This window comes from Cohnella sp. LGH, from assembly GCF_017671885.1.
GTDB classification, from domain to species: Bacteria; Bacillota; Bacilli; order Paenibacillales; family Paenibacillaceae; genus Cohnella; species Cohnella phaseoli.
The window spans coordinates 7,602,435-7,618,994 of record NZ_CP072117.1 but is presented as its reverse complement, the minus strand read 5'-3'; the positions used below and the strand labels follow the sequence as shown (position 1 = coordinate 7,618,994).

7 protein-coding genes are annotated in these 16,560 nt (G+C 50.2%); 6 read left to right on the top strand and 1 reads right to left on the bottom strand.

Annotation, left to right across the window (positions count from 1 at the left end; all coding sequences use genetic code 11):
• Nucleotides 1–2: 2 nt before the first annotated feature.
• From J4772_RS31365 to J4772_RS31350, 4 genes are all read left to right on the top strand, one after another.
• Nucleotides 3–1,502, top strand: a complete 1,500-nt coding sequence (locus J4772_RS31365) for a hypothetical protein (RefSeq protein WP_209072913.1) — start codon at nucleotides 3–5, stop codon at nucleotides 1,500–1,502.
• A 78-nt stretch (nucleotides 1,503–1,580) separates the two neighbouring features.
• A complete protein-coding gene (locus J4772_RS31360) occupies nucleotides 1,581–8,600 on the top strand; it encodes an S-layer homology domain-containing protein (protein ID WP_209072912.1) in 7,020 nt (2,339 codons plus the stop codon).
• Nucleotides 8,601–8,624: 24 nt separating this feature from the next.
• Nucleotides 8,625–9,830, top strand: coding sequence for a Gfo/Idh/MocA family protein (locus J4772_RS31355; RefSeq protein WP_209072911.1), 1,206 nt, complete (start codon nucleotides 8,625–8,627; stop codon nucleotides 9,828–9,830).
• Nucleotides 9,831–10,087: 257 nt separating this feature from the next.
• On the top strand, nucleotides 10,088–11,293 hold the full coding sequence (locus J4772_RS31350; protein WP_209072910.1) for an RCC1 domain-containing protein: 1,206 nt from the start codon (nucleotides 10,088–10,090) through the stop codon (nucleotides 11,291–11,293).
• Between the two features lie 284 nt (nucleotides 11,294–11,577).
• Here J4772_RS31350 and J4772_RS31345 read toward each other — a convergent pair whose 3' ends face one another.
• Nucleotides 11,578–11,946: a hypothetical protein gene (locus J4772_RS31345; RefSeq protein ID WP_209072909.1), complete on the bottom strand. Its 369-nt coding sequence runs from the start codon at nucleotides 11,944–11,946 to the stop codon at nucleotides 11,578–11,580.
• Between the two features lie 511 nt (nucleotides 11,947–12,457).
• On the opposite strand from J4772_RS31345, the gene J4772_RS31340 reads away from it, so the two are divergent.
• Nucleotides 12,458–13,000, top strand: coding sequence for a DoxX family membrane protein (locus J4772_RS31340; RefSeq protein ID WP_209072908.1), 543 nt, complete (start codon nucleotides 12,458–12,460; stop codon nucleotides 12,998–13,000).
• A 176-nt stretch (nucleotides 13,001–13,176) separates the two neighbouring features.
• The gene (locus J4772_RS31335; RefSeq protein WP_209072907.1) at nucleotides 13,177–16,560 is read left to right on the top strand and encodes a response regulator; all 3,384 of its coding nucleotides are present in this window, start codon (nucleotides 13,177–13,179) and stop codon (nucleotides 16,558–16,560) included.

Sequence of the window (16,560 nt, the reverse complement as noted above, 5' to 3'; positions counted from 1 at the left end):
TCATGATTGAGATTACGAGTTGGAATCAGAAAGCGATAAGGTTCATTGACCCGCCCCAGTTTACGTGGCAGCCGGTAAAAGGCGCGGCAGCTTATGAGATTCAGTTTGCTGCTGCTGACAATCATGCCGTAAAGAACGTCACGAAGGAATCTACTTTTGATTTTTCAACTTATTGGAATCAGTTTCCCTTAGGCGAAGTCTATTGGGTAGTCATTGCCAAAGACACGAATGGAAAAGTATTTGAACAGTCCAAAATGCAGAGGTTTACCAAGGTGCCGGATTTTGACGGGGAGATCGAAGTTCCGGAGAACTGGGAAGAGAGTGCGTTGTGCAATACGACGTGGCTGCTCGCGTTTTCAAATCCGGAAGAAGAACTGCCTCTCCTGATGCGCAGCAGCGCAGTTACGCTCTATGAAAGCACTATTGATTATAGAACCGAGGGGAGCCAGCATGAGATCGTGTATCCGGCGCTCCATTACCCCAGTTACATTTTTTTGTTTCTGGAAGTATCAAGGCGCCTTCCCGATACGGTGTTGGGGGCAAGGGCACATCAGCTTGCCCTCTTCATCGGGGATTGGTTGATCTCCCACACACTGAACTCCGACTGGAAATGCTCCCGATTTCCAATCTCGGCTTGGATTACCGGGGATATATCGGAAGAACATATACCTGAACGTGGCTGTACTACCGTATTCAGAGCGGCAAGAGTGGGGGAAGCGATGCTGTCGCTATATCATAGCAGCGGCGATGCGCGTTACTTTGACTACGCCGAACATTTGGCCGATACGTTGGTCGGCATGCAGAATGAGGACGGGAGCTGGCCCTACCGGGTGAATCCGGAGACGGGCGATGTCGTTGAAGAATATACGTCATCCGGCATACTGATTGCTAAATTTCTGGATGGAATGCAGCAAGTCGGACATCGCGATTCATACCAATCTGCCATTAACAAAGCGATTCGCTGGACGTTGGATCACCCCGTTAGAACAAACCGGTGGCAAGGCATGTACGAAGATGTGAAAGAACAGCCGCCATACAGCAATTTGGAAAATTGGGACGCATGCGAAATGATCCGCTTCCTTTGCAAGTACGCGGATGAAATTCCCTCTGCAATCGATATTGCCGAAAGCATTAATCGTTTTGTTGAAGACCAATTTGTTATTTTCGGCCCTCATGTGAATCATTTGGCTTGCCAAACGGTTTATCCGACTGTCATGGAGCAATATATCTTCTATTTCCCTATGGAAGTGCATACCGGCAATTGGCTTATGTCGCTTATTTCCTTGCACCAGGCAACCAAGAAAGAAATTTATAAAATCAAGGCGCTGCGTGCGGCTAATGCCATTACGCGGATGCAGCATGCCGAGGGCAGGTATTCAACTTCAGGGGTGGATTGGCGGTTTGGAACGCATTTGGATCCATCTTTTGCAGATTGGTATGGCTGCAATGCAATTGCCGCCTTGTCGCTACTTAAGTGTCAGGATTACTTTAAAGCCCTTTAACTTTTGGCAGGCGACAAAGCCGCAGCGCAACAGAGCTAGAAGAAACGCAAACATCTCAGTAGGAGGTTATAAGCCACTATGAAGAGAAAATTGCTAATCGTACCATTAGTAACGAGCATGCTACTTAATTTATGGACAAACACTCCAGTGGCCAGTGCGTCAGAAGTCGTATCGAAGAGCCAAATGAGCCAGCAGTATCTCGCCTCCGATCTTGTTTCCGGAACCATTTATAATAACAAAAACCCTTACAATAGTTGGTCGTACCAATTTGTCGGGAAGGATTCGTTTTCGCCGGGTCAATACACGAACATGGATAGCTTTTATTATGACGATTATGACAACAACTGGACTTATTCTCATCAAATCACCCCGGCGGGTGGCGGTTCGCAGCAAGGGCCCAATTGGACCTACGGCCGGATCAGCAATGTAAAAATCAGTCCTTCGGACGATTACGATGCGGTCTATTCTTATGCAGTTTCCGAGACTGGCGTTTATTCGCTCGGTTCCGACGACAAGTTGTTCTTACGCGCGGCGGTTGACGGATATGTGAATGTTGCAGTGTATCAAAATGATCAGCGGATCTGGCCCGCATACAGCAAGTGGAAAAGGGTTGAGGTGACGGCAAGCAGCAACGAGGCCATCCCTATGCCGGAAATCACGACGGCGGCTAAAGCCGGCGACCAATTCTATTTCCGCGTGAACGCGGGCGATAATCCATCCAACGATAACCTGGAGTGGCGTCCATATGTAAGTTTGATGTCGGAGACGTATACGGTAGAAGCCGACCTGAGCGAGCAAGCGAAGCAGTTGCCTCACACCTCAGTTTCTCAAGATGCAATGATAAGTTTGGCTAGCAACGATGCCGAATTGAGCAAGGGCTGGACGTACGAAAGCTATTCCTATGGAGCCAAAAGCTTTACGAAGCTCGATCAAGTGGACGGTCAATGGCTTTATACCGGCCAGAGTCTATGGGGGTCAAGCAACGGCGCGATCAATAGCGCGAACATGGCCGTGCATCCCGGGGAGAATGGCGCAGCTGTATATGCCTACACTATGCCTCGTAACGGCACGGTTAGCATCGCAACGAAGAACGATGCCATAACGGTCGAATCGGGTGCGAATGTAGCCCTATTTAAAGGAAACGTTAAAATCTGGCCTACGGGCGAAGGCTGGCATTCCGTGGATAACAACGATACCTCAATTGCATTCGACAATTTGACGGTATCTGGCTTCGTGGGCGATCAGATTCGCTTTGTGGTTGCCAAGAGCGACACGCAGCCCATTCAGCCGGTTTGGATTGACCCGATGATTGACTACATCGATTTCAATTATGTCGCAAGTCTCGATCTCGAGAGGAATATCCCTTCGACCAATCTCGTCTATAATTTCAAAGCGCAGTACTTGAATACAAATAATCCTTCCGGCCAATGGGAGTATATGTATGTGCCTTTCGGGAGCGAAAGGGCTGTTAGAATGCCCCATAACGATGGTGAAAACTGGAGAATGGACGGAAGCTACAGCGCCGGTCTCATTCGCCAAAATGGGATGTTGGCGGGAGCGGAGAACGATACGCTGATCGCTTTTAAGGCGCCTTATACCGGTACGATTCAGATTGCGCTAGAAAACGGAGCCGTAAGCTTGGCAGATTCCAACGGAAGCGCAGATGCGGGCGACGGCGTTAAATTCGGTATTTTCTTAAGCAGTACCGGCAGTTTGATAGAAAATCTGTATCCGGGCCATACGGAGGATATGAATGTAATGCAGGATATCGCCAATGGCGAGACGAAGAGCATCGCTCCGATTTCCGCGAATGTCAGGAAGAATGAATATATTTGGTTTCGTCTCAATCTTGGCGGGACGCAGAACTGGCATGACTCCGTCACGCTAAATCCGATCATTACCTATAACAACTTTGACCCAAGCGACCCTGGAGTCACGGATGAACCGCTTATTCCTACAGTTGTCGGCAGTACGCTTCAGGAAGGGGAATTTCCTTTGGTAGCGCGAGACTACGGAGATACACCGGTTATTGAGGAATCTTCAAGCGCGATAGCCAGTCGTCTGAAAAATGGTCTTGCCGGAGAGCGGGCGATCTATCGTTCCAGCGATAATGCCACATTAGGCTTTTATGGTAACGGTAGCGAATCGATCCTCATCAATGGCAACAATGCCAAAATTGAAACATCGACCATTGGCGATATCATTGTCGAACCGTGGAACGACAGACGTTTCTCTGTCTTTATACAAGGCTATAAAGAAGTTGTCTTGGAGGACCTGACGATCCATGTGCGCGGAGGCGCGCCGGAAGCGGTAATCAATACATGGAATGTCGAGAAATTGACTCTGAAAAATGTTGAAATCCATGTAGACGCCGGCGCAGGCCTCAATGGCGGAGCTATGCCGATCGTAAGGGTGGATAACGGCGAGGCAATCACCGATCTTGTACTGGACAAGGTCAGAATTGTAATGGACGGTCAGGAATCAACAGGCGTGGACACCTTCCAAACGGTCAACGCTACCGTTATGAATAGTTACATTCAGGGCGGCAAGCACGCCGTGAACGATAACAGCTTAAACGGGGCATATATCGGCAACAACGTATTCGTAGATCAGGATAATACCGCAATTAACGTAAACACGAGCTACACGAGTATTCAGAACAATTCCATTAATAGCAAATCCGGGATCAGGGTTCAGCCCGGCAGGCAAAATGTATTGATTGGTCTAAACAAGATCGTCGCCGATGGCAGTGCAATTACAGTTAATGGCGCTCGGAACGTTGTCTCCGTTCGGAACGAGGCTCAAGGCGACATCGATTATCAGAATGGCAGCGGCAACGCCAGCATTATTGAAAATCAACTGGATACCGGATCGATTAAACTAAACGACACCACATATGCGCTTGTTAACGGCAACGAGGGCGCAGTCTCCGTGGATGCGGGGACGGCAACCAACGCCTACGGAAATAATATTTTGGATTATTCCGTTCGCGCGGCGAGCGGCGCCAATCTGGATCTGCTTCCTAAAATCGACAAGGAGCTATTTGTCGGCATGCCGCGCAGAGATACATTTAACTGGAAAGGTCGACAGGTGACCCTCAAGAAGGCTTTGTCCGATTCGGTTGGGACGCAACAAACGGTTTTGATTCCTCCAGGCGCATATGCCACTAACGAAATCGCCTTCGATCAGCTTAGCGGCACGAGCATTTACGCTTACGGGGCGTTGGCGGAATTCGAACGGTATACCGTTCCGGGGATTGCAATGAACAATAGTTCCCATATTACAATTAAGGGTCTTGTCATGGACTCCAAAAATAACGCCAATGCGCAAGGCACAATCGTTGCTGTGAATGGCAAAGCGATTACGGTTATTGCCGATCCGGGCTTCTTGCCTGATTTCACCGATCCGGCATACTACCCGGAAAGCGCCGGATTAACCTTGCTCAAGCCCGACGCAAACGGCAACTTCGCGACCCCGTTCGCTGACGGCGGATTGGGCAATCGCACGTACGACCCTAATACGAGATTGAACACCTTTACAGTAAGCGGCGCAGCTAGCGATCATCTGGAGGTCGGCAATAAAATCGTGATGCGCGGCCTTACGGCAAATGTGAACAAATTGATGTACAGCAGCGATATTCGCTATGAGGACGTCAGTGTCCTGAACGGCAGCGGATTTGGATTTAGCGAATACGGCGGCGACAAGGCGACGACTCTGTGGCGCGTAGCGGCAACTCCTGCGGCCGCTCCGTTATTGACAGAGGGGACCGCTGATTTTTTCAAAAACTACAATCGTTCTACACCAACGATTAATGCTATCGTACAAGGTTTGGTAGAATCCGATGCCATGGGGCGGGATCGAGGGCCGAAGCATCTGATCTCCACCGCTGACGCGACCCACTCTACGAACAAGCGTGAAGGTATGCGTGTGTACCACTCCCTGTTCGAGAACATGACGGACGATGCGACGAATGTCAACGGCGAATTTGGAAAAGTGGTCAGTGTGGTAGGAAACACGGTTGTTTATACCAAAGGAGATAACTTCTATACCGGTCTCAATGCCCCTTTCCGGGTAGGCGATCATGTGCTCGTTTTTACTCGTCAAGGCAAGCTGCTGGCGGACACGGTAGCCACCTCGGCCACCCGATCCTTGGGCAACAACCAATACGAATTTACCATTGAAGGAACATTTGCCCTTGAGGTCGGAACGCTGATCGAGAACGAGTCTGCAAACGGCGGAGGGTTTGTGTTCGACAACAATTATATAGACAATAACCGTTCCCGCGGCCTGCTCGTTAAGGCATTTGATGGGAAAATCGCGCATAACACCTTAAAAAACAATGGGATGAGCGCGATTCTCGTCAAATCCGAAATCGAGGATGGATGGAGCGAAAGTGGACCGGTATGGAACCTATTAATCGAGAATAACCTGATCGAGAATAGCGGGTTTTATACAGGCTCCGTCCTGCACAGTCCCATTAACATCTCGGGCGATGGGCAGATGACCAGCGACCCGCAATATTTGCTGCACAAGCATATTACGATCCGGAACAATATCATCCGGAATCGGAACACCATGTACGCCATCAATGTCAACGGTGCGCAGGATGTAACGATCGAGGGCAATGTTTTCGAACCGCGCAAGGGGTACACGGACAGCAACGATGACGCTCCGGCGATTTATTTGAACGGCGTCAACGGCGTAGTCGTGTCGGACAATAACTATCCCTCGGCAGTCACGCAAAAGTTGGAGGCGACGGTTATCTCCAAGAACATAACCGGAACCGATGTGAACGGGGTGTTGTCGGATTACTTGGAGGCTAACATCTCGCCGGTATTCGTGGACGATCAGTGGAAAATGAAGCTTGTACTCGTCAACACTTCCGCCGAACCGGTGTCTGCTCGCATTCTCATAGAATCGGCTACTGCTAATTTTATAGACGGTAGTCTAATATATGAAGCGAAGTTTATCCCGGCGGGGCAGACGGTAAGCTTCTACTATGACATCTTAACCTTACCGTCGGATATGATTCCTGCGCAGTCATCGGGCAATGTCAACCTTGTCATCCAAATCGAAGATACCGATGTATCGGGCAAGTTGAGTGGCAAAGCTTTCTTCAATACGACACCGAAAGCTGCGCCAACCCTCGGAGCCGCCGACAGCGTCTGGCAGCTGGCGGACAAGCTTGTCAGAACGTCCAATGAGCCCGATAACTTATCGATGACGGTCCAAACGTTATGGGACGAAAACTACTTTTATTTGTTAGCGGATGTGATCGACGATGTTCATCTTCAAGAGATGCAGACAGGTGAAATGTGGATGCAGGACAGCGTTCAGTTCGCGATAGATCCCGGACGCGATGCCGGCTACGGGGCGGCAGGGAAAATTGAATTTACGTTTGCTCTGACGAATAACGGAACAGCGCCTAAAGCCTATATCCACTCCAACACGATCGTTGGCACGCCGTTACTGCTGCAGGAAATTGCCGCTGAAGAGATAGGATTGCGCATTGTACGCAATGACGAGACCAAGCATACCGTTTATTTCGCGGCTCTGCCATGGACAATAATAGGAGCGAATGGCGTTGCCCCGCTTGAAAATGCTAACGTGGGAATCAATGTGGCTGCCAACGACAGCGACGACATCGGACGCAGCTTTATCGAGCTGTATGGGGGCATCGTCAGTACGAAGAGTGCCGAAGCGATGGGTGCTACCAAACTGTTGGGAGAATCGGTTTTTACTTATTCTATTGAGGTAGAATCGTCGGCGGGAGGTCTGTCAATCGCTCATACCTCGCGCGCAGCAGCTGGCGAATTGGTGCTTCTGCATGCAAAGGCAGACCCGGGTTATGTCTTCAAAGGCTGGCAGCTTGTAGCGGGCGAAGCGGTACTGAAGAGCGTGGATAATCCCTCGACGAGCTTCGTCATGCCAGCGGGCAATGTGGCCGTTCGTGCCAAGTTTCTGCCGATCGGTTCTGGCGGGAGCGGGGGTGCGGCTACGAATCTTCCTGGATCCGACATCGATGAAGGAGCTCTGGAAGTCGTCCTTCAAAATGGGATTGCGCATATCAAAATAACAGTTAAACAGATAGAGCAGCTCATCGCCCGTTCCGCGCCGAATGATCGGGAGGTTGTCATCCGACCTCGGATAACGGAAGCTGCCGATGCGACGGAAGTCGTTTTTCCCGGAGAAGCCGTCGATCAGCTTGTCAACAATGCCGTCTCCAGGCTGCTCATCGATTTGCCGCAGGGAACTGTAACCTTAACAGCCGGTAATCTGAAAGAGCTTGCAGCCATGAAGGGCGAGCTTACGGTTTCCATCGGCATTCAACCGGTTGACCGCTACTCGTTCAAGCTCAAGTCGGGAGACCGGGTACTGAATCATCTCGGTAGCGACATCAAGATTGCCGTGGACGCCAAGGAGGCGTTGTCCGCCGAAAGCGTTCCGGTGCTAGCCGATGGCCATATCGTCAGCAAGTCGGCTGTCATCGGGAAACAATGGATCATGGCTTTGAAAGGATCGTCTGATTTCCAACTCATGGAGAAGCGGCACGGCTTCCAAGATGCCGTAAACCGTTGGTCCGCTGAAAGCATTGGATTTGCAGCGGCCCGAGGACTTTTCACGGGGACATCCGGCACTACGTTCAGCCCGACCGCTCCTGTGACACGGGGGATGCTTGTTACGATTTTGCATCGGTTGGAGGGCGCGCCCGCACCTTCGGGGAAGCCGCGATTTGGTGATGTTGCAGACGGCAAGTGGTATAGCCAAGCAGTTGCCTGGGCCGCGGAAAATCGGCTGGTTGCCGGGACAAGCGACGCTATGTTCAATCCGGAGGACATGGCGACCCGCGAACAGTTTTGCGTCATACTCTACAATTATTTGCACAACCGGAATGGAGAACAAACAACAGCGAATACCATCGGAGAATTTGCCGATCACGGCGATATTTCGACCTGGGCTTTGCCAGCGGTCACCTGGGCGACGTCCAACGGACTCCTTAGCGGAACTTCTGGTAAGCTTTTGGAGCCGAAAGAATGGATTACGCGCGAGCAAGCTGCAACGATTATGGAGCGATTGGTCAAACTGATACTTTCGTAATAAGCATTTAACGGAGGCTTAACAATGGGGAATAGAGTAAGAATGGCAGTCGTGGGCGGACAACGGGGAGGCGCTTTCGGCAACGTGCTCGCAAGTATGGTCAATGCGGTCGAACTGGTGGCGGTATGCGATCTTAATCCGCTCGTTCTGGCAAGCTGGCAGAGCAAGTATCCGGGTATCGCGACGTTCGACAGCTACGAGAAGCTGCTTGACAGCCCGATGGTCGATGCGGTGTTCCTCGCGACGCCGATGTTGATTCATGCTCGTCAGGCGATTCAGGCTCTGCGCGCGGGTAAACATGTATTGAGCGAAGTGATAGCCGCGCATACGATCGAAGACGGGTGGGAGCTGATCGAGACGGTCGAACAAACCGGATTAACATATATGCTGGCGGAAAACTACATCTTTACACGTGAGAATATGATGGTGCAGCAGCTCGCGCGCGCTGGAGAATTCGGGGAAATTACGTATGCGGAGTGCGGGTACATTCATGATTGCCGAAGTATTTTCCATCATGACGATGGACGTTTGACATGGCGGGGAGAGTATATTCGGGACTATAATGGAGCGCCGTACCCAACGCATTCACTCGGACCGGTCGTCAAATGGCTTGGTCTTGGCGAGGAAGGCGGAGACGACTTCGAGGAACTGGTGAGCTTGAGCTCTAATAGCAGAGCGTCGGTCGACTATTTCCGCGAGCGGTTCGGTGCAGAGCATCCGGGTGCGCAGGCGGGATTTTGGCGGCAGGGGGATACGTCAAGCACACTGATCCGTACTAAGAGGGGCGTCCTTATCTCGCTGCGCGTTGATCTGCAATCGTCGCGTCCGCACAATATGGTTCATTACGGCCTGCAAGGCACGAAGGGGGCTTACATGGGGCCGAGATTCGATGGCGAGTCTCCGGTGATCTGGCTCGAGAATGAGTCTGCCGAAGACAATAGCGATACGCAATGGAAGTCGCTGTGGGCCTGTGCGCCGAAGTGGGAGCATCCTCACTGGCAGCAATGGTCTGACGAGGCGATGGCTGCTGGCCACGGCGGCGGCGATTTGTTCGTCATGAAGGAGTTCGTCGCGGCTGTCCAGGGACGCCGGAAGCCTGTCGTTGACGTGTACGATGCGGTAATGTGGAGCTCGGTGTTTCCGCTATCCGTGCAGTCGGTCGCGGCGGGGGGAGCGCCCGTTCGTTTCGTCGATTACCGGCAAAATCGATTAAAAACCTCAATCAAATAAATAACGATTGAAGGAAATATGAGGGTTCTGGCGTTCATTAACAGTGTAAGGTTAATCGAGGTTAGGTTAGCCCGCTGCAAAGAAGATGTATATCATAATGGCGGCACTAGGGAGAGGCAAAATCCCTTGCCGCCATTTTGCATGGTTATAATCCTCCCAATCATTAGAATTATGAGAATTACCAAAGTGAGGAACTTTTCTGCTGGAAATTCTGTCTAATTACTGGAAGTATTAAAAAGGATTGGAGAGTGAGTTTGTTGAAAGTTAATGCTCCAAAGGGCACGGTGGCGAAGCTTCGCTGGTCGGTTCTATTCGCTGCCGGACTAGCCCTAGCCTTATCCGTGCCGGCACTTGCCGCGCCAAAGCCCGACGTGAACCCCCCTACCGTTATCGCTGACGATTATCACAGCGTTGCTCAAACCTCGGATGGATCGATCTTCTATTGGGGAGGAGTAGCAGATGTTATTAAAGACAAGTACTCGCTCCGAGACAATACCCCGCAAATTATGCCCGGCCTGAAGGATGTAGCTGATATTCAAGCATTTCGAAATAATCATATCATTTTGAAAAAAGAGGGTACGGTGTGGGATTGGAGATCCGATTTGAAGGTGCTTTCAGCGCATCCTTATGAGGCGGTTACAGAATTTCCAGAACCGAAACGGATCGAGGAATTGTCCAATATTGTAAAAATCGCGGGCGGCGAGGTCTATTCCGCCATCGACAAAGACGGAGCTGTATGGGTGTGGCATCCTTTAGTGAATTACAACGGGTACCACCAGCTTGAAAATATTAATGATGCTACAGATATTTCATGGGACGGCAAAGCCGGAGTTCATATCCTGAGGGAAGACGGAACGGTATGGAAATGGACGGCTTATGGCGAAGATATCAAGTTTGTCTTAGCGGATAAGCAGTTCAGAACTCATAAGTTTACCGAAAATAATAGCTATGCCGTTCGTAATATTGAGATGAATCCGAGTTATTCCGCTATTAAGATTGAGGGCTTGAAAAATGTCGTCGCCTTATCGAAAGGTAGTGGTCAGCATAATTTTGCCATTGAGAAGAATGGATCCGTCTGGGGATGGGGAAAGAACTTCAGAGGAAACCTGGGACTGCCAGAAGAGACGGAATTCGTAGATCGACCTGCAAAGATTACCGGATTATCCGATGTGTCTTCAATTGTTACGAATCGGTTATCCACGCTGGCTCTGAAAAAGGACGGCTCTCTCATGGTCTTGGGAAACAATATTGGCGACTATCCTATCGAGTTTAAAAAGGGGCATGAAATAAGACGTATTGTGGGAATAGAGAAGGTTATCTCAGTCGCCTTGGGAGATCAGCATGCCGTAGCGATTACGGAAGACGGTAATCTATGGGCGTGGGGAAAAAATAATGCCGGACAGCTAGGAGATGCGAGCTTTAAGGACAGCTTGACTCCGATTCTTGTTAAGAAAATGCAATGAGGGGAAGACCCTGTCTTACCGCTGCTTAGCCCTAATTCAGAGGCTGTTCCATAAGCAGAGTTGCTTGAGATGATCGATAGACAAAGAAGGGGGATGTATCTCCTGTAGACGCCTCATACGCTCCTGAAATTACCCTATTACGGGTTTACCCATTCAGATTTCAGGAGCGTATAGCATCGGAAGGAGATACATACCCCTTTTGACCTGTTCGTCGATTATCTTTTAGAGCAACTGGTTTGGCTTGTGGGACAGCCTCTTTCGGCTCCTAATAGACAACCTACCGCTTAGACAAACCGAGCATAAGTGGTCATGTCGACGAGCGAGCCGGCGTAAGAATACTTGATTTTGTACGTGCCTTGCGCAAACGAAGTATTAAACGTAATCGTATAGTTCACAACGCTAGGGTTGGTGTAAATATTCGAGCGTGAGCTCGTTACATATTCCTCTACCCCGTTCACGATGCGATATACGTCCGCGAAGATGACTCCTGCTGGAGGGCTGTTGCTGAAATACGCAGTCCCGGTAATAAGAATATCCCCTTGCCCTGTAACGGTATCCGTGTGGTTCAACGGAGTGTTGGCGCTCGAGGCAGTCGAGAAAGCAAAGAGCATCACGACAGACAACAGAAGTACCGTTAACTTGCTCATTTTCACGAATATCCATCCTTTCAATTTGGGAAATTGGCAGAAGGAGTTTCAGGAGCAGAATGCTGGCCAGCGTTCTTCGGGAACTGCAACCCTTCTGCTACCAGTATGACACCATTTGTAATTTCATGTAAATGATGATAAAGTACGGTACATAATTCGACACCTAAGACCGTGGGCCTAATGCCTAATCGACGATTTTCTACCCGTGACGTCGAATTGCAAGAGATAAATACGGACATCGCCACGGACTTTCGAATGGGTAATTCCCCCTAAAAGGCGTCATTCGATGGAGATAAAAATGTCTAATTCCTGAACACGACTTAATTTGTGATTTTAATCACAAACTCATTCCGCAACCGGATGTACAATAAAGCCATGAAAGACAAACACAAAGCAGCGAGGAAGGTGATCCCGATGTCTCCCCAACGATCTCGAACATCGGCGAACAAGCAGCAGCTAACGGACGCATAATCGCTTCAGTTCAAATAAACCTTTACCCAATTGAGGAGTGAGTGACATGATGAAACTTTGGAGAGAACACCGCATCGCGGCAGTGATCGTAATGATCGTTAGATTCGTAGTCGGATATGCTTGGTTAACCGCAGGCTGGCACAAGCTGACCGGAGCAACACCTTTTAACGCAGGAGGCTTCCTCAACAACGCCGTGAATAACCCGATCATCGACAAGGCGACAGGGGAAGCGGTCTACCCGACCTACCAAGCGTTCCTTGAACACTTTGCACTGCCAAACGTGAAGATCATTAACATCTTAATCCCTTGGGGCGAATTCCTCGTCGGACTTGGACTCATACTCGGAACGTTGACGCTGACCGCCGCCTTCTTCGGACTCATGATGAACTTCATGTTCCTGTTCGCCGGAACGACAAGCACTAACCCTTGGCTGCTGCTCCTCGGAATGCTGGTCGTCGTCGCCGGAACGAACGCAGGACGCTTCGGACTTGACCGCTACGTGCTCCCGCTGATTCATAAGGGCACCGACCGCATCTTTCACCGCAAGCCGAAAAATCCGACCACCGGTGAAGGGGCGTTAGCCAAGTAAACAGTAAACTCCATCTCCCATATCCTATATCGAGAGGCGCTTCCGACATACGGGGCGCCTCTTCCGCTTGTTATCAATGAGATGCTGATTACTGAGCGTTACGGATTTTGCTTTTTATTCTTACCTGTACTCCCTATAATGGGCTCATATCCTATGAGGAAAATGGTGAGCTGCAGATGAAGACGCGCTGGGGAGACCAAATGTCCATATTTCCAAAACTAATCCTCGCTTTTTTAATTGTTTTGCTGCCGTTGTTTGCGCTTAGCATTCGGATGAACGAGCAAAGCAAGGAGCTTGTTCGCAAAGAAATCACGCAATCGATCGAGCAGAGGATGGTCTCGTATATCAGCACGCTGGAATTGGATTTCAACCGCGTGATGGGATTGCAAACGGAGTATGTCAACGATGACGATATCGATATTCTCAGTACGCGGGAAGACCTGTCCTATGTAGAGTTTACAGAGGCCGTATCCAGGCTGCAGGACCGGCTTAGACTTATGAAACACGCCGCCAGCTTCGTTCGCGACAGTTTCGTGGATATCGGCCTCATAGACCGACGAATATCTACGGATGCCTATAGCGAAATTCCGGCGGGGGACGGAGCTGCATTGAATAATCCGACCAACCGCTTCGAGTCTCCTTTTATCGTGCACCAAGGAAAGCTCTGGATCACGTTGCCTTACCCAGGCACATTGAACCGTCAACCGATGTTCACTTTAGGACTGGAAATAGCGGATTCCAGCTTGAAGGCGTATTTGGACGAGTTCACCGACCTTCAAGACGGGGGCAGCCTGCTTACCCATGATAATCCGAATTGGTCGGTTGAAAGCGGGGAAACCCCGATTGCCGTTACGGAGACTGTCAAAGAGCGAATTCGCGAAAACAGCAGCCTTACGATAAATCACGGTTACGAAAGTTTAAAAGTAGGCGGGGAAGCTTATTATCTGTTTATTAAAAAGTCGGACAAGCTGGGGCTTTCGCTTTCGGTTTTCATAAAAGAAAGCAAAATCATCGGACCGTTAAAGCAATACAAAGATAGAGTCTGGTGGCTGTCCGTCGCCTCTTTCATTATTGTCGTGATATTCTCGTATTGGATTTATAGGCTTATCCATCGACCGTTGGCGCAGCTTGTTTTCTCTTTTCGCAAGCTGGAAAAGGGGGACCTGGATGCGGCCATGCAACTCAAAGGCACGGGTGAATTCCGATATTTGTTCGAGCGTTTTAACAAGACCGTGTATCGTTTGAAAGAACTCATCGACGAGGTGTACGTTCAGCAATATCAAGCGAAAGTTGCCGAATTGAAGCAGCTTCAATCGCAAATTAATCCTCATTTTTTATTCAATTGTTTCTTCAACCTGTATCGCATCGCGAAAATGCATGAAATCGATCAGGTCATTCGCGTGACGAAGAGCCTCGGGGAGTATTTCCGCTTTATTACGAGGGGAAGCGACCATATCCGTCTTGATGAAGAGGTCCAGCATGCGAAAGCTTATGCGGACATTCAGGAAATTCGTTTCGAGGATCAAATCCGCGTTGAATTTGAAGAAATTCCGATCCATTGGAGGGACCGCCAAATTCCGAAATTAATCGTGCAGCCGTTGCTTGAGAACGCCTACCAGCATGGGCTGGAGGATCGGGACGGACCTGGATTCATCCGCGTCGGATTCATGGAGAACGAACAGTTTCTAACGATTATCGTAGAAGATAACGGGGATCTCACGGACGAACAATTAGCGAAGATCAACGGCTTGTTGGCCAAGAAGCAGTCGCCGGGGGAAAATGCGGGGCTCTATAACGTCAAAAGGAGAATCCAGTTGTATTTCGGAGAAGAAGGCGCTATGGAGGCGGGAAGATCGGTTAGCGGCGGGCTTCGGATTGAATTGCGCCTGCCAACGGATAAAAAGGGGGCGAATGAAATGTACAGGTTGCTGATCGTGGACAACGAACCAAAAATTGTCAAAGGGCTGCAGCAATTGTTCGAAGAGGAGAACAGTCTCGAATTGGAAGTGTACCGGGCTTTCTCCGCATCCGAAGCCTTGGCGTGCCTTGAGAAAATTAAAATCGATATTCTATTGTCCGACATCCGGATGCCCGGCATGGACGGGTTGGAATTGCATCGTCAGGTTACCCGGCGCTGGCCGCGCTGCCGCGTCGTTTTTCTATCCGGCTATGACGATTTTCGTTACGTTCAAGCGGCGATCCGTCAAGGCGGCGTGGATTACGTTCTAAAAACCGACGGCGATGAAGCCATCGTAGCCGCCGTTGCCAAGGCTGCTGAAATGCTGTCCGAGCAGATGGAAACGGAGCGGTGGATCCGGAGCGCCGCCGAACAAATAAATGAGACTTTGCCTATGCTGCGTAAAGAGTATGCGACGTCGCTGTTGCGCGGGGATAACCAGGCATCGCAATTGCGAATGGACGAGCTCGGGATCGGGCTGAGCACGGAGCGCAAGGTGCTTATGGTCGTGGGACGAGTCGATCGTTGGCGGGACGGATTGTCATCCAGGGACCGCACGCTGCTCTCTTATGCGATTCAGAAAATGGCGGAGGAGCTCTTCGAGCGAACGGCCTTGTTTTCCCTCATGACGGAAACTTCCCGATTCGTGTGGCTGCTGCAGTCAGAGGCGGAAACGGCAGGGGAGGATGCTTTACACGAGGAGAATCCCGATTTGCATGCCCTTTTCGTACAGGGGACGCTGGAATCTATTCAGTCCGCATGCAAGACCTATTTGAAGGTTGCGATCTCGTTCGCGACCGGGTCGGGAGCTACCGATTGGGCATCTCTGCCCGCCAAGTACGCAGAGTTGAATGATGTGTTGTTTCACGGACTTGGAGAAGGCGAAGAGATGTTGTTGACTGACCGGTATTTGGTAGCGACCGGCAAAGAGGATAAAAGCGTCTATGAGCTGCAGGCCAGAAGCAAATTGCAACAGCTTCTTGCTATGGAACCGGAAGGCTCCAAAGAAGCCAGGGAAGATTTCGCGGAGACGTATTTGAAGCTAAAGGAGATTTCCCTGCATTGTCGCAACGATGTGGAAGTATTGTCCGAAATCTACTACGGGGTCGGATATTTGCTGATTTCTTTGTCCAACCGTAATCGCAGTGGACAAGCGGCGCGGGAATCCGGCGATTACAAGTGGCCAAGTCTTGGCGAGCATGCTTCTTGGGAGCAAGCGCTGCGTTACCTGGACGATCGGCTTGAGGGCTGGATCCATTTGCGGGAGGAAAAGCGCGTGGAAAATACGCATTCGATCATCCGACAGCTCCAGTCGTATATTGCCGATAACCTGGACCAAGATCTGTCGCTCAGTCGGTTGTCCGATATCGTCTATCTGAATCCGTCTTATCTATCTCGGTTGTTTAAACAGCAGACAGGCGTCGGGATATTGGAATACACCACCGATATGAGAATATTAAAAGCCAAGGATTTATTAAGTCGGTCCATGCTGAAAATTCATGAGATCGCAGGGCGCGTCGGTTTTGACTCGGCCAATTATTTCGGACGCTTTTTCAAAAAGGAGACCGGGATGACGCCTCAGGAATATCGAGAAAGAAAGTAA

Bases quoted from the DNA above. Each gene is read 5' to 3' on its own strand.
- J4772_RS31365 (WP_209072913.1), top strand. From the start codon at position 3: ATGATTGAGATTACGAGTTGGAATCAGAAAGCGATAAGGTTCATTGAC.
- J4772_RS31340 (WP_209072908.1), top strand. From the start codon at position 12,458: ATGATGAAACTTTGGAGAGAACACCGCATCGCGGCAGTGATCGTAATG.
- J4772_RS31355 (WP_209072911.1), top strand. From the start codon at position 8,625: ATGGGGAATAGAGTAAGAATGGCAGTCGTGGGCGGACAACGGGGAGGC.
- J4772_RS31335 (WP_209072907.1), top strand. From the start codon at position 13,177: ATGAAGACGCGCTGGGGAGACCAAATGTCCATATTTCCAAAACTAATC.
- J4772_RS31360 (WP_209072912.1), top strand. From the start codon at position 1,581: ATGAAGAGAAAATTGCTAATCGTACCATTAGTAACGAGCATGCTACTT.